Annotated in this window: 19 protein-coding genes and 2 pseudogenes; 11 read left to right on the top strand and 10 right to left on the bottom strand. The window is 61.2% G+C overall.

The features are described from left to right. Positions 1-173 precede the first annotated feature (173 nt). Positions 174-1,079 (bottom strand): transglutaminase family protein, encoded by a 906-nt coding sequence (locus ACFQ2S_RS01325; RefSeq protein WP_386072067.1) that lies wholly within the window; start codon positions 1,077-1,079, stop codon positions 174-176. A 93-nt stretch (positions 1,080-1,172) separates the two neighbouring features. Between ACFQ2S_RS01325 and ACFQ2S_RS01320 the strand changes: the two genes are divergently transcribed. Together ACFQ2S_RS01320 and ACFQ2S_RS01315 are read left to right on the top strand one after the other, a co-directional pair. Further along, positions 1,173-2,057, top strand: a complete 885-nt coding sequence (locus tag ACFQ2S_RS01320; RefSeq protein ID WP_129635423.1) for a transglutaminase-like domain-containing protein — start codon at positions 1,173-1,175, stop codon at positions 2,055-2,057. 208 nt (positions 2,058-2,265) lie between these two features. Continuing rightward, a complete protein-coding gene (locus ACFQ2S_RS01315; protein ID WP_386072065.1) occupies positions 2,266-3,261 on the top strand; it encodes an AI-2E family transporter in 996 nt (331 codons plus the stop codon). Between the two features lie 206 nt (positions 3,262-3,467). Here the strand turns inward: ACFQ2S_RS01315 and ACFQ2S_RS01310 are convergent, their stop codons facing one another. The 7 genes and pseudogenes from ACFQ2S_RS01310 to ACFQ2S_RS01280 all read right to left on the bottom strand — a co-directional run bounded on the left by ACFQ2S_RS01310 (position 3,468) and on the right by ACFQ2S_RS01280 (position 8,348). Next, positions 3,468-4,061 (bottom strand): NapC/NirT family cytochrome c, encoded by a 594-nt coding sequence (locus ACFQ2S_RS01310; protein ID WP_386072063.1) that lies wholly within the window; start codon positions 4,059-4,061, stop codon positions 3,468-3,470. A gap of 72 nt (positions 4,062-4,133) precedes the next feature. Continuing rightward, positions 4,134-4,841: a c-type cytochrome gene (locus tag ACFQ2S_RS01305; RefSeq protein ID WP_068318164.1), complete on the bottom strand. Its 708-nt coding sequence runs from the start codon at positions 4,839-4,841 to the stop codon at positions 4,134-4,136. Between the two features lie 206 nt (positions 4,842-5,047). Beyond that, a complete protein-coding gene (locus ACFQ2S_RS01300; protein WP_082739342.1) occupies positions 5,048-5,476 on the bottom strand; it encodes a c-type cytochrome in 429 nt (142 codons plus the stop codon). A 197-nt stretch (positions 5,477-5,673) separates the two neighbouring features. Continuing rightward, positions 5,674-6,129, bottom strand: a complete 456-nt coding sequence (locus ACFQ2S_RS01295; protein ID WP_386072061.1) for a DsrE family protein — start codon at positions 6,127-6,129, stop codon at positions 5,674-5,676. A 286-nt stretch (positions 6,130-6,415) separates the two neighbouring features. After that, positions 6,416-7,066: pseudogene (locus ACFQ2S_RS01290) on the bottom strand (hypothetical protein). Continuing rightward, complete coding sequence (locus tag ACFQ2S_RS01285; RefSeq protein ID WP_068318156.1) at positions 7,063-7,941, bottom strand: helix-turn-helix domain-containing protein; 879 nt, start codon at positions 7,939-7,941, stop codon at positions 7,063-7,065. The pseudogene ACFQ2S_RS01290 and the gene ACFQ2S_RS01285 overlap by 4 nt, the downstream one beginning before the upstream one ends. Continuing rightward, complete coding sequence (locus ACFQ2S_RS01280) at positions 7,938-8,348, bottom strand: VRR-NUC domain-containing protein (RefSeq protein ID WP_386072059.1); 411 nt, start codon at positions 8,346-8,348, stop codon at positions 7,938-7,940. Before ACFQ2S_RS01280 ends, ACFQ2S_RS01285 begins: the two co-directional genes overlap by 4 nt. Between ACFQ2S_RS01280 and ACFQ2S_RS01275 the strand changes: the two genes are divergently transcribed. Further along, complete coding sequence (locus ACFQ2S_RS01275; protein WP_156461663.1) at positions 8,342-8,584, top strand: hypothetical protein; 243 nt, start codon at positions 8,342-8,344, stop codon at positions 8,582-8,584. The two genes, ACFQ2S_RS01280 and ACFQ2S_RS01275, sit on opposite strands and share 7 nt — an antisense overlap. An 11-nt stretch (positions 8,585-8,595) precedes the next feature. Here the strand turns inward: ACFQ2S_RS01275 and ACFQ2S_RS01270 are convergent, their stop codons facing one another. Beyond that, positions 8,596-8,850, bottom strand: a complete 255-nt coding sequence (locus ACFQ2S_RS01270; protein WP_068318147.1) for a helix-turn-helix transcriptional regulator — start codon at positions 8,848-8,850, stop codon at positions 8,596-8,598. A 700-nt stretch (positions 8,851-9,550) separates the two neighbouring features. Here ACFQ2S_RS01270 and ACFQ2S_RS01265 point away from each other — a divergent pair. After that, on the top strand, positions 9,551-10,147 hold the full coding sequence (locus ACFQ2S_RS01265) for a hypothetical protein (protein WP_068318143.1): 597 nt from the start codon (positions 9,551-9,553) through the stop codon (positions 10,145-10,147). Between the two features lie 27 nt (positions 10,148-10,174). Here ACFQ2S_RS01265 and ACFQ2S_RS01260 read toward each other — a convergent pair whose 3' ends face one another. Continuing rightward, positions 10,175-11,434, bottom strand: a complete 1,260-nt coding sequence (locus ACFQ2S_RS01260) for a tyrosine-type recombinase/integrase (protein ID WP_068318140.1) — start codon at positions 11,432-11,434, stop codon at positions 10,175-10,177. Positions 11,435-11,847: 413 nt separating this feature from the next. On the opposite strand from ACFQ2S_RS01260, the gene ACFQ2S_RS01255 reads away from it, so the two are divergent. From ACFQ2S_RS01255 to ACFQ2S_RS01225, 7 genes and pseudogenes are all read left to right on the top strand, one after another. Then, positions 11,848-13,050 (top strand): serine hydrolase domain-containing protein, encoded by a 1,203-nt coding sequence (locus ACFQ2S_RS01255; protein WP_386072057.1) that lies wholly within the window; start codon positions 11,848-11,850, stop codon positions 13,048-13,050. 975 nt (positions 13,051-14,025) lie between these two features. Further along, a complete protein-coding gene (locus ACFQ2S_RS01250) occupies positions 14,026-14,337 on the top strand; it encodes a hypothetical protein (RefSeq protein WP_093164042.1) in 312 nt (103 codons plus the stop codon). Between the two features lie 116 nt (positions 14,338-14,453). Further along, a complete protein-coding gene (locus tag ACFQ2S_RS01245) occupies positions 14,454-15,233 on the top strand; it encodes a hypothetical protein (RefSeq protein ID WP_386072056.1) in 780 nt (259 codons plus the stop codon). A gap of 50 nt (positions 15,234-15,283) precedes the next feature. After that, a complete protein-coding gene (locus ACFQ2S_RS01240) occupies positions 15,284-15,754 on the top strand; it encodes a hypothetical protein (RefSeq protein WP_386072054.1) in 471 nt (156 codons plus the stop codon). 156 nt (positions 15,755-15,910) lie between these two features. After that, positions 15,911-16,045 (top strand): annotated as a pseudogene (locus tag ACFQ2S_RS01235) (DUF3955 domain-containing protein); the annotation flags it as partial. 95 nt (positions 16,046-16,140) lie between these two features. Beyond that, positions 16,141-16,425, top strand: a complete 285-nt coding sequence (locus ACFQ2S_RS01230; protein ID WP_386072052.1) for a hypothetical protein — start codon at positions 16,141-16,143, stop codon at positions 16,423-16,425. Between the two features lie 153 nt (positions 16,426-16,578). Further along, positions 16,579-17,193 (top strand): hypothetical protein, encoded by a 615-nt coding sequence (locus tag ACFQ2S_RS01225; protein ID WP_386072050.1) that lies wholly within the window; start codon positions 16,579-16,581, stop codon positions 17,191-17,193. Positions 17,194-17,241 lie beyond the last annotated feature (48 nt).

The following is a 17,241-nucleotide window of genomic DNA, read 5'->3' as shown; positions in this document are numbered from 1 at the left end:
CGTGTGCGGTGTGATCACGTCCCCCGCCTTTCCCGTTTCTGCGAAGGATGACGCCGGCCCGATGCCTCAGATTGCTCCGCCGTTCAGTTATGGTATCGGGTGGCTCTGCGATCTTGGTTGCCGGGTGGAGGGCACCAAACGCCTGGCACTCGATATCCCCGAGCATGCCTATCCTATGCAACTTCGATGACGCGAACTGCCACCTGCAATCCGAGCAGTGATCCGCCCTCGTGCTCGAAGGTCCCGCTGACCGGAAGCGCCTGTGCCGGCGTGCGGGTCGTCGCCACGCGGATCAGGTTGCGGCTCGCGATGATGTGGTTGGTCGGGTCGAATTCCACCCAGCCCGCGCCCGGGACGAAGATGTCCGCCCAGGCATGGGTCGCACCGCCGCCGGTCATGTCCTCGCCGGACTCGTTTCCAGCGCCCTCGTCATGGAGGTAGCCGGTGACGAACCGCGCAGCGAAACCGAGGTGGCGCGCAGCGTCCATGAACAGCAGCGCGAAATCGCGGCACGTGCCTGTGCCAAGCCCGATCGTCTCGGCAGGTGTCTGCACGCCTTCTGCCTCGCGCCTTGCATATCGAAAAGCGCCGTGGACTGCGGTTCCCAATGCGCCTAGAACCTCAAGGCTGCTGCCGTTGGGGTGCGGCAACACCTGCGCGACCCACGCCGCCAGCACGTCCTGGTCTTGCGGTTGGTCCGAAACAAGGTAGGGGCCGAGGTCGATGAACTCGTCGACGTTGTAATGTACCGGAAAGGTGCCGGCATAGCGCTCGATCCGTGTCAGCGGCTCATCGAGGCCGTAGCGGCGCAGCAGCAGCTCGCTCTCGATTACCAGTTCGTCAGCCGCTTCTTGGAACGAAAGAAGCGCGACGGAGTTACCGAATGTGTCAAAAGTCCAGTGCACATTTGCGCGGGGGGACACTGTCAGGCTGGATTCCAGAATGCGCATATCGTGCCCGTCGCGCGGGCGGATCATCAGCCGATGCTCACCGAAGGACACCGGGCGGTCATAGGCATATCGGGTTCGATGCAGGATGCGCAGGGTTCGGATCGGGGTATCCTCGTCTCGACCGTGCACGCCGGTCAATCGCACCGGAAGGACGCAGGGCAAGAGAAGAACGGTACGCGCCAAACCTGAAGACCAACGTACGTCATTGTAGAAAGGGCGGCAATGTTCATTCGCATCGGTCACGAGATCCATATTGACAGCAAGGCGGAAACTGTCCTGATCCTTGCCCTGTCGCCGCATTCCAGTTTCGACGGACGGATCATCGGCTCGTACGCGGTGCGGGCGGAACCAGAGCTTCCGCTCGAGACCTTCCTTGACAGTTTCGGCAACCGGCTGACACGGCTCAGGGCGCCGGCGGGGCGGCTCAGGCTCTGGTCCGACTGCATCGTGGACGTTGACGGCCAGCCCGACGTGTTTGACTGGAACGCATGCCAGCACGACGTGGGCGACCTGCCGCCCGAGACGTTGCAGTTCCTGACCGCCAGCCGCTATTGCGACTCCGATGTGCTTGCCCCCGAGGCGCTCCGCTTGTTCGGCGCCACCCCGCCGGGCTGGGCACGGGTGCAGGCAATATGCAACCACGTCCATAATCACCTGACCTTCGGATACGGCTTTGGCCGGCCCACCAAGACCGCCAGCGACGCGCAGCGCGAAAAGACCGGTGTCTGCCGCGACTTCGCGCATCTCGCGATCGCGTTCTGCCGCGCCATGAGCATCCCGGCCCGCTACGCGAGCGGCTATCTGGGCGACATCGGCGTGCCCTATTCCGGGGCCGGTGACTTCTGCGCATGGTTCGAGGCCTATCTCGGCGGTCGCTGGTACACGTTTGACGCGCGCTACAACACCCCACGGATTGGCCGGGTCCTGATGGTCCGCGGCCGTGACGCCGCCGATGGTGCGATGATCACTTCTTTCGGCGCCTACGACCTGAAGGGGTTCCGTGTCTGGACCGACGAAGTGCCCGGCGCGCCCGACGATGCCAGGCTGCGCGACATGCTGACAAGCCTGCCAAGGACCGAGGCGCTCACGCTCGCCCCGTCCGGTTGAGGGTGAACTTTCGTTGACTCACCGGCACGCACCAACCTGCGTCAGCGCGCCGGTCGGCAGCCTCGGATAGAGCATGCGGTGGCTGGCAGACCTGGCGCGTCCGTCATGTCCCCGGCATCCCGGCTCGAAGCCATTCCTGGGCTCCGCCGGATGTGTGCCGGGCCGCTTGTTCTGTGCGCCGGTCTTGTCGGAAAGGCAGGTACGTTACATGCATGACGAGAAACTGAAGCCGGCGGCTGAACCGGCGCTCCGGACGACATCGGCTGGCTGGTCTTCCAGGCTCGATCGGGGCGCGCTCCAGACCGTGTTGCTGAGCATCATCGCAGGCGTGATGATCCTCGCCGCGCTGGACGGTGCGAGCCTGATCGCGGTGCCAACGGTGCTGGCCGTTCTGTGCGCGATAGCCCTTGTACCTGCGATGCGATGGCTGGAACGGACCATGGCCCCCGCGTCGCTCTGCGCAGCCTTCGTGGTGGGCGGCCTGCTTCTTGGGGCGGCGTTCACCGCCTATGCGCTGGCCCCTTCTGCAGAGCCCTGGAACGACCGCGCACCGCAGGTTCTGCGCGATGCGGAACGGCGCACCCGCGAGATCGTTTCCGGCATCTCGCGCACGCTGGACGTTGAGGCCCCTGTCGCACCGGCCGCCGATCCGGGAGTGGCACTGTCGGCCGAACCCGCAGATCCGGCCGAGCCGGAATTGGGGGACGACGCCGTTGGCAGGCTTGTGGAGGGGGGACAGCGTTTGCTGACCGACCTGGCGATCGGCGCGCCCAGGATTGCCGCAGGAGCCGCATTCTGGGCCATGCTGACATTCTTTCTGCTCCGCGACCGCGTGATGCTGGCCCGCTGGGGCATGTCTGTGGTTTCCGGGGCCTCGGCGCGACGGGCGGTCGGGCGGGCCATGCGCGACGTGCGCATCAATGTCGCCCGCTACCTGCTGGCAATCACCGCAATCAACCTGGGGCTCGGGGTGTGCGTCGCCGTTGCTTTCCAGCTGCTTGGCGTGTCGAACGCCCCGCTCTGGGGGGTGGCCGCGGCGCTCCTGAATTTCATGCCCTTCATCGGGATCGCCCTTTTGATGCTGGTCACGCTGGGTGTCGGGATCTCAGCCCCCCCGCATACACTCGGCCCCAGGAGGAACCCTCGGAGGGGGGGTAACGCAAAACGCCCGGAGCGTTGTTCTCCGGGCGTTCTCCTGCGATGATTGATGTATGAGTCAAGAGGGGCAGCAATGTCAATGACTTAGTTCGGGCCATTTCGGTCGTTTGAACGGATTGAAGCGATCGACGGCTTCGTGCCCACACTACCATTTCCTCGCAGCCACGATGTCCGGCACATTTTCCGACCAACCGGTCATCCGACAAGAAGATCAAGATGATCAAGTCTAGCTCCAAGGCGGATCTGCAATCTCTAGTCGTCGCGCGGCGGAAGCCGGTGGGCGATGCCTTTGTGGCACTCAATGCAGGTCTTGCCCTCTTCGATGCCCGGAACCATTTTCTCGCGCGAGCGTGCAGATTGCTCCTCAAAGTTCATCGCGTGCTCGCTGTGGCAGTTGCGGCATTCCTGGCTATCCGACGCGGTCATCTCGGCCCAGACCCGTTCGGCCATTTCCGCACGGTGAGCCCGGAATTTTTCCGGTGTATCGATCACGCCTGTGAAGTGGCCGTACAGCTCGCGGCTCGCCTTGATCTTGCGGACCACCTTGGGGAACCAATCCTTTGGAACGTGGCAATCCGCGCAAGTGGCGCGCACGCCCGAGGGGTTGTTGTAATGGGTGGAGCGCATCCACTCCTCACCGACATTGTCAGCCATTTCGTGGCAGCTCAGACAAAACTCTGGGCTGTTGGAGGCTTGCATGGCCCAGTTGAACCCGCCCCACAACATGACCCCGGCGATACCGCCGGCAACGAAAATCACGCCCCAACCGAACCGGGCCGTTGGACTCCAGAGCCATCGCCACATACGACGGGTCACACCCGGTTGGCGGGTCGTTTCGCTTGCCACCCTGCTTGCTCCTTCACGCGGCGCGATACGGCGCCTGGACAGGCCGAGGCTGAAGCCCCGGCCCAACGCATATTACTGCGGCAATGTGTGAAGATAGGCCGTGATGTCGGCGGCTACCTGCGGGCCGAACACGTAGAGCGCTGGCATAGACTCAGCGGGTTGGCCGAACAGGATCTTGTGCATGGTTTCCTGCGGATTGCTGGAGATCTCGCCAAGCGGTGGCATCTCGGTGATCTTGGCGCCATCCGCGCCGTGGCAGCCTGCACATAGCGTGGCGTAGAGCGGTTCACCCACTGCCGCATCTCCCGTGGACTTGCCGTCAGAAATGTAGGACGACATGTCGAACTGCCCATGCGAGACGAAATTCGCCAGATCAGCCATTGCAGCATCGTCGATCAGGTCGGCTCCGAAGCCGTGTGGCTCGTCACGCATTGCTGCGGCAATTGTCGCCGGATCTCCACCAGCCGCGCCCTCAATCCCAACGATGCCGGTGAAATGCGAGCCGGAGGAATAGCGTCCCTTGGGCCCAATATAATCCCAGCCGTGACATTCCTTGCAGCGCCATGTGGTAGAACCGTCTCTGGGTCCGTCTTCGGGGTAAGCACTGTGGGTACTGCTGGGCTCTTCCGCCTTCACCACCTTCCACCATTTGTCGTAAATCTGGCCTCCGCGCACTATGCTGGCAGCATTCTCGAGCGCCAGATCTTCAGCTTGGACCGGCATCGCGCTGAGCACCGTAGCAGCAACAGAAATTGCAGCAATCCCTGAAAAAATCCTCATAGTATCCTCCCCATTTTTGGTTGCACGTACCTAAAGGCCGCCAGTTTGGTCGATTGCGCGGGCCTGTCGTTGATCGATATCAACACGAAAGAGCGGCATCGAAAGGCCGACGGGCCCGCTAAGCGGGCATTTCAGGAACCGACCTGCGAGACCGGAATGCGCAGCAGTCGGCTGTCGCCTCGGTGGAAGACCTGTAGATCCTGATCCTACGGTACGTAGCGTTCCGGTTTCGGCGACTGGATGCTTTCAAGGTAGTTTGCCACAGCAATGAGGCGGGCCGGTACCTCTGTGAATAAACCGTTTCCTGTATCGAACTCGACCACCGGTCCGTCCGTAAGAGCCGAGATAAGCGGCATCTCTTCGCGTGGGGTCGTCTGCTTTGTATAGCCATCGACAATCGACATGACCTCAAGCATTGGCCAAACACCATCGCGTCGGGCAGCTATTTTGGTAAGATCGGGCGGGCGTGTATTCAAGTTGCCAGAAGCGTTTCCGTTTCCCGTGCCGTCGGTTCCGTGGCATCTTGCACAATGCTTCTCAAAGAGCATTCCGCCGTCCGCAGGTACTTCATCTGCGGTCGTTTGAACTGCACCTCCGACGATGCAAACCAGTATCGAAAAAAAATGTCCCTTCATGATCCAAGGCCTCTATACGGGTTTGGTCGATCCATCCACCTGTCCGCCCTCAGGTGGGTTTTGAGGGGTCGCGCAAACTGGAGCTTCGATGAAACCAACCAGGTTACGCTTCGCGCAACCAACGGGCTTTCCCAATCTGGGACCATACCCTTTCCGGGATCAGCGCGTGCGAGCATGATTGACGGAATTGCAGGGTTCTAAGGCCGAATGACGTAGTAACCCTCATCATCAAGCTCCATCAGCCTGACAACTCCGGCGGGCACAACCCCGGCATGTTGCGAGATCGGCGGCTCGGAACCCTCTTTCTTGGTCATCCCCGCAATAGTATTTCCACAGGCGCTGAACGTCACATCCGGGACGCTCTCAGAGATGCTTTGCAGCCTGTCCAGTACAGGAGACGTGTCGGTCCGAAACATGTGCAGGCCAGCGTTGAACGCAACGATTTCGATTTCATACATGTCGCCGGCTTCGCTCATACCCCGCGCAAAGTTCGTCGCCACATTCAGGGCCTTGTTGAAGGTCGCCGGATCGTTGTCACTGATCTGCAGGGCCAGGCGCTTGACTCCGTCATCAGACTGGCCCGCCAAGGCTGGGGCAGAAATCGTGGATGCGATCATTCCTATAGCGATCAGGGATCTGCGCGTAAGTTTCATTGTGTCCTCCCGATTGATGGGTCGATGTTAGGTGCCTGCATATGAATATGTCTAGGTAATCTTGGACGGAAGAGAGCGGGCGTTGGCCAAGTCTCCACCAATCCCGGCAGTGCGAAGTAGGGAACTGTCGGGACAGGTTCGGGGAACGGCGGCAGAGGTCGCTGACCGGCCCTTGTGCCGGCTACGGCGATCGGCAGGTCCAATCGAGCTCGAACCCGTTGCTGCCATGCGCCGACCAGTCGGCGCTGGCTGCGCGATATCCGTCATGTCCATCTACTTGACAAAATCATTGCCAAGGATCGACCTTGGGCATTACCTCAGTCACTTTGTGGTGCCGCAGCAAATCACATTGCGCCATGCCATCTTTGACCCAGCCCAGCGCCTGCCACCATTCGACGTAGGCGCGCCGTGCTGCCGCGATCTGCTCGGGATGCGGCGACCATGCCACCGGACAGGCCAACACCTCGACCGTCCGCCGTCGCCCACGGTTGAATACCTGCTCGGTGCCAACGACGACGGTGACCGACGGTTCACCATGCTGGTTGCGGCGTGTCTAGACGGGCACGCAGCGGGGGACTGCGCCCGGCATCCAGTCTGGGGTCAGCCCAGCGCGGGCGAGTTCGGCGACACGGATCGCCATACGCCGGCCGCCGAGACCATCGGGAAGGCCGGCCACAATCGCCGCGATGGTCTCGGCGTCTTCGTGGGTGCTGGCCTCCGGCTTGTAGCGACCACCGTCGATCCGGCAGCCGAGCTGCGCGCGCTGGAGCAGGACGTATTCGAGGCCGAATCCGTGACCCTCATTGGCCTCGTCCGGTGGCATGGGGAGCTCGAGCTGCGCTTTCTCGACGCGAAAGGCCCATTCCAGGAGCGCCTGCACTCCCAGCGCCCGACGAGCCTTCGTACTGCGGCCGGGGATGTTCTGGTGCACCGTCATAGCACACCCCGCTCGCGGAGCCGGTCTTCCGTCACCAGGCCGCGCGCCAGCAGCGCATCGCGAATGGAGGCGCTGATGGAGTTGGGAACGAGATACCGGTCGGAGTTGATCCAGTCGGCGTAGAACCCGATGATCTCTTCATTGCTCGCCGCGGACTGCTTCCGGCCGTCGGGCTGTCCCTTGTGCTGGGCCGCCCTTTCCATGGCGCGGTCCAGGGCCTTGGGGCCATCGGGTGGTATCGGATGTCGCCTTCGGGTGGCTGACGCGATCGTCAGGATCTGCTCTTCCGTCAGCCCGAGATCGTCGCGCCACCGCCGGACATGCTCCCGGGCAGGCCAGCCCTGCCACCAGTCGGGAAGCGCCCCGGCCGGGTCGTGGCCCAGGGCCTCAAGCAGCGCCGAGAAAAACTCATTGGAAATTTCCACAGGCGCGCTTGCGCGCCCCGCCTCCTTTACAGGTTTTCTTATAGGTTCTCTTACAGGGTTAGTGTCCGGATTTCGGACACGGCTTTCGCTGTTTTCCGGACACGGCTCGGCGCAAAAATCGGACACGGCTCCCTGTCCGGAATCCGGACATGAGTCCGGGTTATCCACAGGAAAACCGTCCTCGAACCCGAGGATGTAGCGGGTCGTCAACTGGCGTTTCGTGATGGGGTCGGTCCGCGGAACCCGGCGCAGCAGCCCGGCCATCTCCAGATGTTCGAGATGGACGTTGAGGGTCGACCGGCAGATCTCACAGTCATGGGCCAGCCGCTCCTGAGAGGGGAAACAGCCGAAGTCAGGATTATACCGGTCGCACAGGTGCCAGAGCACGATCTTGGTCGTCGGCTTGAGGCCGCGCTGAAGGATCGCCCAGTTGGTGGCCTGGTGGCTCATCGCGCAGCCCTCCCAAGACGAGATCGTGAAGGCGATGTTGTCGCCCGCGTTGTGAAGCCGTGCTCGGCCAACGCGCCCAGCGCCTCGTCGACCGACCGCACCAGCGCCCAGGCGAAGCCCTGGTCTTGGACGGCGTCACGGAAGTCTGCCTGTGCCGGGCTGAGACGCCCGGTCTGGCTCTTGACCTCGAGGAACAGCACCCGTCCGCCGGAGAGGACGATCAGGTCGGCAAAGCCGCGATGAACGCCCATGCCCTGCAGGATGGCCTGCCGGGCCTTCGCGCTGCGATTGTGGGAAGTGACCTCGTTGGCCGAATGATGGACGATGGAGCCGCGGGGCAGCACGACACGCAGTACATGCACGATGGCGCGCTGGGCGTCGGCTTCGGGATGACGGTGTTTTGTCATGGCCGCACCTCCCGTTCCGACTGCAGCAGGTCTGCGAGGACGTACGCTCCGATCCGCTCGACACGATCGTCGCTGTGGGTCTCGATGACCCCGCATGCCAGCAGGACGAGGCTCTCCGGATGGTGGGCGACGTCAGCGAGAATGCCTCTGGCTTCCCGGAGGCGGTCGTCGCGCCACTCTCTCTGGGCCGGGGACCGCTCATCGCGTCGCTGGGCTGGTGCCTGATGGTGCAGTGACACGGCCCGCATCATTTCCGCCCCCGCTTTTTCGGGGCCGGCTTGACCGGCGGCTCTTCCTGCTTCTGGAGCCAGTCCACGACGGCTCGCCGGCGGTAGAGCACCTTGCGGCCGGCGCGCACCCATTTCGGCCCTTTACCGCTCGCGGCCCAGCGCCCGAGGGTATCGACGCTGACGCCCAGTTCTGCGGCGAGCTCTCCGCGACCGATCCAGCCGGAGAGAAGTCTGGGATTTGTCGTTCCCTGCTCGTGATGTTCCGGAAGCATTTCTGTCCTCCTGTTTGCCGCCCGACACGGACGGATGACGTGAGACAGCGAGAGCAGATCGGCAGGGGTGGCGGGATGGCGCAGGGTGGCGCAAAGGCGCCACCCCCGCGCCACCCCCTGTTTTCAAGGCTTTCTGGCATTCGGGGCTGTTTGAGGCCCGGCATCATTGCGGATGCCCGACATGGGAGGCCCGATCGCGGGGAGGACAGATGTGAATTGCGGGAAACTTGCCTCGTTCAACGCCGCCCAGCGCCGGCGAACAACGGCGAATCCCTATGGCAGAAAAGAGGGGTGGCGGGGTGGCGCAAGGTGGCGTTAAAGCGCCACCCCCTGTACCACCCCTTGTTTTGTTGAGGACGTGGCATGGCAGCCACGCAAGGCTTACCTTGCCCTTTGAAATCGTTAACCTTTGTTAACGTTCCGATGTCAGGGGCGACCTCTGGCCGCAGATCGAACGTCCTGCAAGCTGGGGAAGCCAACGACAGAACACGTCAAGAACAAAGTTGGGAATCCCGGTCGATAAGTTGGCTTGCAGAATCAAATTGGTGGCGCTGAATTCCGGCTCAGCCAGATCCCGAACAGGCCGCGCATTCCGGCGAAGGAACAGGACGCGAGAGGGCTGGCCCCAAAACAGCATGGACACCGCATCGCTCCCGGCTTCACCGGGCTGCCTGCGTGTGTCCGACAGGAGGAACTGAGCATGGCACTGCCTCGGAGAGCATTCTATTCCCTGAACGAAGTCACCGCGCGCTGGGACTGCGCGATGGCCGATATCGCCGGATGGGCCGCTGTCGGGTATTTCGACATCGTGACGGGGATTCGCCGGGCGCTTTGTGGATCAAGGGCATTTGCTGGCTTTGTATCCGTTTCGGTGGCGGACATTCTGCCGATGTTCCGACGGCAGGGGACCGCGCTGTCGACCGGGAGATTGCAGAATATCCGCGGCGCCGGTGAGACCGACTGGCGCTTCATCACAGAGCCCGAGGAGGGGATCGAGGTCACGATCGCCGACCTGATGATCCGCGGTGAGGATGTCTATCGTTTCGAGGAAGACTGCGATCTGCTGCGTCGCCCGACCGTCAACATCGGCGCCAGTTCAACCTATGACTGGGAAGCAGCGCTCTCGGCCGAGATCCTGCGGATCCACGAACACGGCGTTCCGGGGACCCAAGCCGAGTGGATCGGCCGGATTCAGGAATGGTTCGCGATGAAGACGGAGAGCGGCGACGTTCCGGACGAGCGGACGATCAGGCGGCGGCTAAATCCGATCTGGAAATCGCTGCGGGCATCCGCCTGAGAGCTTGAAATGGTTTGGATGGAGGACCTACCCGGTCCTCCGCTCATCTACGCCATCGTGCACCAGCTTCGGCCGCGGCCGGAACGCGCTGGCCACGGCGTCCACCCCAGCGCGCAGCGGCGAGTCCATCAGGTGGGCGTAGCGCTGGGTGGTCTGGGTCTGGCTGTGTCCCAGCAGCTTGCCGATCATCTCCAGCGATGCGCCACCGCTCACCAGAAGAGAGGCGAAGGTGTGTCGCAGGTCGTGAATGCGTACGTCCGGGATTCCGACCTCCTTCTGGATCTGGATCCAGAACCGGCGGATCTCCTTCACCGGCTGGCCCGGCACATCGCCGGGAAACAGCCACGGGGAACCGCGGGGCACCAGCATCTGGCGCTGGCGCACGATCGCCGCCGCCTCGTCGGAGATCGGCAGCCGGTGGATCTTGCGCTGCTTGGTCATGCTGGCGGGCTTCGTCCAGCTGAGATGCTCAAGGTTGAAATGCTCGAACCGGGCTTGCCGCACTTCGCCGACCCGGGCCCCGGTCAGCATGCAGAGGCGGATGATATCGGCGGCTCGCCGGTCTTCGGCCCGTTCTAGCGCCGCGGCCAGCCTGCGGATTTCCTGCTGGGTCAGGAACCGCTCACGCGGATTCTCGATCCGGCGCCGGAAGCCTGAGGCCGGGTTGTCGTCGCGCCAGCCCCAGCTCTGGGCATAGGTGAACATCTTGCGCAGCACCTCGCCGGTGCGGTTGGCCCGGATCGGCGTGGGCTTCGAGCCCTGCAGCTTGCGCGCCCGGTTGTTCGGTTTGGCTTTCGAGGGCCGGGCCCGGCCGGCGGCGATCTTGTTCAGCAGTTTCTCGACGTCGTAGGGGGTGATCTCGGTCACCAGCCTGTTGCCCCAGTCCGGGGCCACCAGCTTCTTCAGCATCGATCTCTGATCCGAGGCATTGGTCGGAGCCAGGTTCGGCAGGTGCACTTCGACGTACCGATCAATGAGATCCTGGAAGCGCGGCGCCTCGCGGCCCTGTTCGCGCTGGGCGAGCGGGTCTTCTCCGGCATCGATCTCGCGTCGGAGCTCCTTCGCCCGTTCCCGCGCCGCCGTCGTCGTCCACTCCGGCCAGCGTCCGATCGTCATCCGCCGCTGCCGGCCGGCATGCCGATAGTCCAGCGTGAACGCCCGGCTGCCCGAGCGGTAGATGCAGACCGCAAACCCTCGCACATCGGTGTCAAAGACCTGGTAGTCGCGCCCCTCGGCCGGTTCCGCGTCCCGCACGGCTTTCTCGTTCAATCGCAGTCGGTTGACCATGCAACTCGCCTCCTTCGCTTTTGACATGACGCGTAGATTCGCGCCCATTGCAAGCGAAGCAGACCGCAAGGGGTGGCGGGGTGGCGCAGGGTGGCGGAGGGTTAACGAGGGCGCGCCACCCTTGGACGATTAGGGATGCGGCCGAACGCCAGCCTCTACCAGTGCAGTCTCCGACCTGATTCGTGGACAATCTCTGAAGCTGCAGAAAATGCTGCAAACGCAGATCGCTCTGCCTTTCATCACGAGCGAAACTCTCAAGGTTTGCCTTTTCAGCAACCGTCAAGAAGGCGGGAAGCGGGCATTCTCTATGGTTCAGGCCACGGGTCTATGAACCGGCACGGCGTCGGTGATACGGTCGAACGACGCGTGTGATTGGGCCACGTGGAGAACCTGGGAAATCCGTGGGGAAGCCAATGAGAACTGTCGAAACGTCGATGCTGACGGGTGGTATCCTCTCTTGGTTATTGGCGACGGCAGCATTTTGTGAATTCGTCGGGGTGGACCTTAAAACTTGTGGCGATGCACCTGAACCACCTGGTGCCTTGGTCGAGGCACTGGACAAGTTGCTGAAAGACACGGTGGATCCAGTGGGTGCCTATTCCAAAGACGGAATGAACGCGCCCGGTGCCGTCCTGCTCGTCCGATCCACCGACTGGGCGTATTTCAAGGCGGCGGGTATTTCCGACTTTGACAACAGCGCGCAGCTTGAGTGCGAGATGCCATTCGAGATCGGCAGCGCCACCAAGATGGTGACTGGAACGGTCCTGATGCAGTTGCAGGAAGAAGGCCGTCTTAACCTAACCGATCCGCTGCAAGCACATCTGCCAGAGATCGCCGGCCGATTGCCATTCGGCGACCTTATCACGCTCAGGCACCTTGCGACCCACACCTCCGGTGTCTTCAGTTACACCGACGACGCTCCGGACGGGACGCCCGGGATAATGGAAGGCGCGCTGAAGAACCCGGACATGCTGGCCGTGAGCCGAACACCTGCGGAACTGGTGGAATTCGCCATTGCCCACGGCGAACCGAGCTTTGAAGCAGGCGCCGATGGCCATTGGTCCTATTCAAACACCGGCTACATCCTGCTCGGATTGATCATCGAGAAGTTGGAACAGGCACCGCTGGCGGAGGTGTTCAAGAGACGCGTGTTTGAACCTGCAGGAATGGCGAACACGTTCCTGTGGAATGACGTTCCGTCTCCTGAGTTCGGCCTGTCGCGGGCCTGGTACAAGGCGCCTTTCGACCTGGAGACGACCGGCTGGAACCTATCCCAGGGCTGGGCGGCCGGCGGCATTATCTCGACAGCGCCGGACATGGCTCTCTTTATCGAACGGCTGATGGCCGGGTCGCTGTTCGCTAAAGCCGGTACACTCGACGCCATGGCCGATGGCGTACCGGCGCCGTATCCAAATCTGTCCTACGGTATCGGCCTGATAGGCAAGCCAGGCGATATGTTTGGGCATGGCGGCCAGACCATGGGATTTGAAAGCGATACAGCGCATTCGGCTACAAGTGGGACGACCATTGTCTTCTGGACAAACTCTGCAAGCAGTACAGCCGTTCTTGGGGTGCCGCTGATAACGATGGCGCTGGATGGGGCAAAGGTGCAGTAGGCAGTCCGTAGAGTTTGCGGGGGCGGCAACGGTTCAACCCGTGGCATCCGTGGACGGCTTTCCCACCGCCGTTCGCCCACAGCCGAAATTGCCGCACCAAGTGTGTAATCCTGATTGCGGCGGATCTCTCCGCGACTTCGCTTAGACGACCGAGGCCGGTTCCAAAGGGCAATGCCGACGGTTTCCGCCAGAGTGAAGGCCCCAGCCGAGACAAATTGCCAACCGGTTGCCCCAAACGCGACTGCAGGTTCTGAAGCCTTGCCCCAAGAACAGGTCTGCGCCAAAGTTGGATTGCCGCCTCACATGTCCAATTTGCATGGATGCTCTTTTCCACGGGCGAATGGTCCGGCGGACCGCACAAGTGAATGACATGGGTCAATGTCGTTGCGGCGCACATGGCGCATCGTTCAATGCGGTAAATAGAAATCAGCCAAAGGCAAGGCAGTTCTACAGACAAACTTGGACCAGGGAGAGAACCAATGAACAATCGGATTGTGCTGCTCGCAGCAATCTTGGCAACTGCATCACTTGCCGGATGCGTAGAAGACACGGGATCCGCAAGCCCTCCTACCTCCAGCGGTCTGACACCTGGCTCCACCGAGCAAGCATATTATGACGATGGCTGTGTCGCAGGTACTCAGGATGGAAAAGCGAGCATGAGCAGCGTCTATCAGCGGTATTCAGACCAGTATGACACGCGCTTTGAACCCTATTTCCGGCAGGGTTATGAGGCTTGCTGGGCTGCCAACAGATAGCGCTCTGGAGCGTCGCAACGCGTAATCTGATGCCGGCCCTCTGATCGGCATCAGAAACACTTGGTGGATATGATGCCATGAAACGCTTCCTTTTTCATCTATGTGCACGTGCATCTGTTTCCACCCAAATCTGACGATGGTGCTTCTGGTCGTCATTTGACGATCTTTCGAAAGCTGAATGCCTCCTGCACAAAACAATTCAACAAGAAGGAACTGCGAAATGGGAAAAACAATACTCACGCTGCTTGTAGGTATCGTCGTCGGCGGAGCGGGCGCACTCTTCTTTGGCGGCGGCGCTTTGATGGGGGTCGGCGCCGGTGCGGGCATTGCCACCGGCCTGTCAGCCGGAATCTGCTCGACGGTAACCGCAGCAGAAGAGCTGGGTATCATGACCGCCGAACAAGTTGACGAAGTGCTGACCAAGGCGGCGCTGGATGCGACCGGACAGGCCAGTTTGACAGACGACCAGATGATCGTCGGTTCTATCGCTCAGTGCGAAGAGGTCATGGCTAGCCTTCGTGAAAGCAAGTAATCTGCTAGGATAGCGAGACATAGGCCGTGCGGTCCGAGTGCGTCGAGTGTCATAACGGCCCCGTACACTGCACGGCCATCAAAAAAACTTTTGAATGCAGAGGGAACGACGCGCTGATGCGGAACATACTGAATGCAGCGATACTGGCTTCGTTTGGCGGCATCCTTCTTGCCACCACGGCATTGGCGGACTGGACCTATAGCGGGCCTCCGTACCCCAATGCCACGATCCAGACAAACGACATGTCCCTTGAGGTGCAGTGCGACAGGATCAGGTTTGCTCCGGCCGGGTATGAGGATTCGCAGGATATCGTGCGAAAGAACGGCCTTTCCTTTCGTTTTCTGGTAAACGGATCGCAGGAAGTCGCTTCTTTCCAGATGGGACGCGAAAACTCGTTCGTCCAGATCGTGGACAACTATCCTGTTGAGATCCAGTTCAGCGACGAGGCGGATTATGCGTTCGTCCTCGACCAGATTGCCGCAAACGCCACCCTGAACCTGTCGATGGTCGATCAAGACGTCAGTTACGGCATTTTTGATCTCAAGGGATCGGGTGCAGCCATACAGTCGCTCCGGGCCGAATGCCGTGCATTGGACCAAACCTCCGCGCCCATGGAGGCACCAGAAGGTGTGGTCTATTGCGGCGGCGGTGGGATCAAACGGCAGATCGAGTTTGAGATCCTCGATGATGCCAGCGATGAATGGGACGCGCGCGTCACCGTGAACGGCGAAACGCAGCGGGCGATGACGGCCTACAGCTATTTCGGCAACTCCGAACTGGTCAAGGATTTCGTGGTTGCCTTGCTGGCAGAGGACCGGTCCGAGTTTCTGATCTTCCGCAATCGGATGGAAAACTGGCTGGAGTTCGGCGATTATCGGTACGACCAATGCAACTGATGCCGAGACCAGATACCGCGTCATGTGTCTCCTTCGGGATTGGCAGGATCTTGGCCGCAGCGCTTCTTGCGACAATAACGGCCCTTCCGGTGCCAGCCTTTGCTTCCGAGATATCGGAACTTCCGGAGAAGCTTCAGGAAAAGGTCGTCCAGGCCCAACAGGCCTGCTCTGATTTCGAAGACGGCCAGTTCTCGCTGGAATGGGGTGCAGTCACGCGCGTAGATCTCGACGGGGATCTGAGATCGGACTGGGTACTGAACGAGATGTTCTTTACCTGCTCGTCCGCCGTGTCCCTTTATTGCGGAACCGGCGGGTGCATGTCGCATTTCCTTGTCGGGGACGAGTTTGCCTCTCTGCTCAATCGAGGTTGGGATGTCGTGGATCTTGGTCCCAACCGTGTTCTACTGACAGATGTTCACGGGTCGCAATGCGGTGGGATCGATCCAACTCCATGCGTCACCGCAAGCATGTGGGACAAGGAAACGGCGCAATGGCGGAGCACGACAGCCGAGTGGGAATAGCTCTCGGGACGGACATTCCCAGATCGCACTGCGCCCCAGGACGGCGGGCGGGTACAAGACAGGGGTAGTCTCATGCGAAGGTCGATTTTAATTTCGCTGGTGCTGTTGGGGATTGGGGCCGCACTCTAGGCGGGATACGCCTCTCAGGGATCTTATGTCGATACGGACGGTGTCTTGCGCGAACCATTTCATCTCCTGGCATTGGGGTGGTTTTTCGTGCTCGCGGGCGGGGCCGTGATGGTGTTTGCAGCCGGCGTTGCGGTGCTAAGTCGGATTTGGAGGCAGAAATGAGAATTCGAAATGCGGTGAACCCGATCCCAGCCACGACACCCAAAAACAAATTTACGGGATCGAGTAGCGTGCGATCGTTCGCAGCCGGATGCACCATGGCTTCGGGCCTCCTGGTTGCAGGATGTACAGAGCCGCCGGTTGAGGTTGCGATCAGCGAACCGGATCCCGATCTCGTATTCGTCCGTGGCTACCGGAACCCGTCCGACGAATGCCAGCTTGTTGGTGAAAGCGCATTCACTGTCGAATTTCTGGATGACGCCTCCGATCTTGTAGCCTGCCCGACGGGAAGTTCGGCGATGGAGACGCTGATGGTGGAGACGGGGGCACAGATGGTCACCCAGACGAACAGCTTCACGTTCTTCAGCTTGGCCTACCGCTGAGTATTGCGAGAGCACCGCGCTGGTGGTTCCGGCACAAGTGGCAGGTCATACCTCACCCGGGTTGGAGATCTGGTTAACTGGCATTGTGCGTCACTCAAATAACCCGGCCTCCGACGAGTCCGGCACGGTTCTTACGAATTCAGGAGGTATCCCATGAAAAAATGCGCATATCTGACGTCTATTCTACTGGTGGCCTCGCTTGTCAGCCCGAATTTCGGTGCAGCCGAAACTCTAGATGCCCCTGAAGAAAGCGCCGAAGTCACGGACAAGGAGTCTGTGAATACAAATAGTCACGATCTGGAAGGGGCCCTCGAACAGCTGTCAGCTCTTGCACCGCCACCTCGGCTCTCCGATCGGGAGCCTGGTCTGCACACAATCTCTTGTTTGCCTGGAACCGTTCGAAGCCCGATCGAAGTGGAGGGTGCGACCTATACCTGCGGCGTTCTTACCGTGCCGCAGAATTGGGGCAGCCCGGACGGTCGCAACCTCGATCTAGGATTTCTGGTGGCGAGGGCGACTGGCGAGACCCCGCAACCAGACCCTCTGATCTTTCTGGCGGGTGGTCCCGGTGCATCTGGCGTCCTTGCAGGAAATTTCGATAAATATGAGCGTGTACGGACTGAGCGCGACATCATCTTTTTCGACATTCGCGGTGTCGGAGTCAGTCAGCGTCTAGGCTTTGAAGAATGCCTCGTGCTGGCCCTCGAGAACAATGCCCCAGCCGACCAGATTAATGCCTTACAGGCAGCTGTGGAGTGCCCCATCTGAACTGGTCCACCGTTATGTTTAGGAAACGGAGGACAGAGAATGGCGAAC

Origin of the sequence: Tropicimonas aquimaris, assembly GCF_042676185.1 — a bacterium.
Taxonomy (GTDB): Bacteria; Pseudomonadota; Alphaproteobacteria; order Rhodobacterales; family Rhodobacteraceae; genus Tropicimonas; species Tropicimonas aquimaris.
This window is presented reverse-complemented; position numbering and strand designations above follow the sequence as displayed.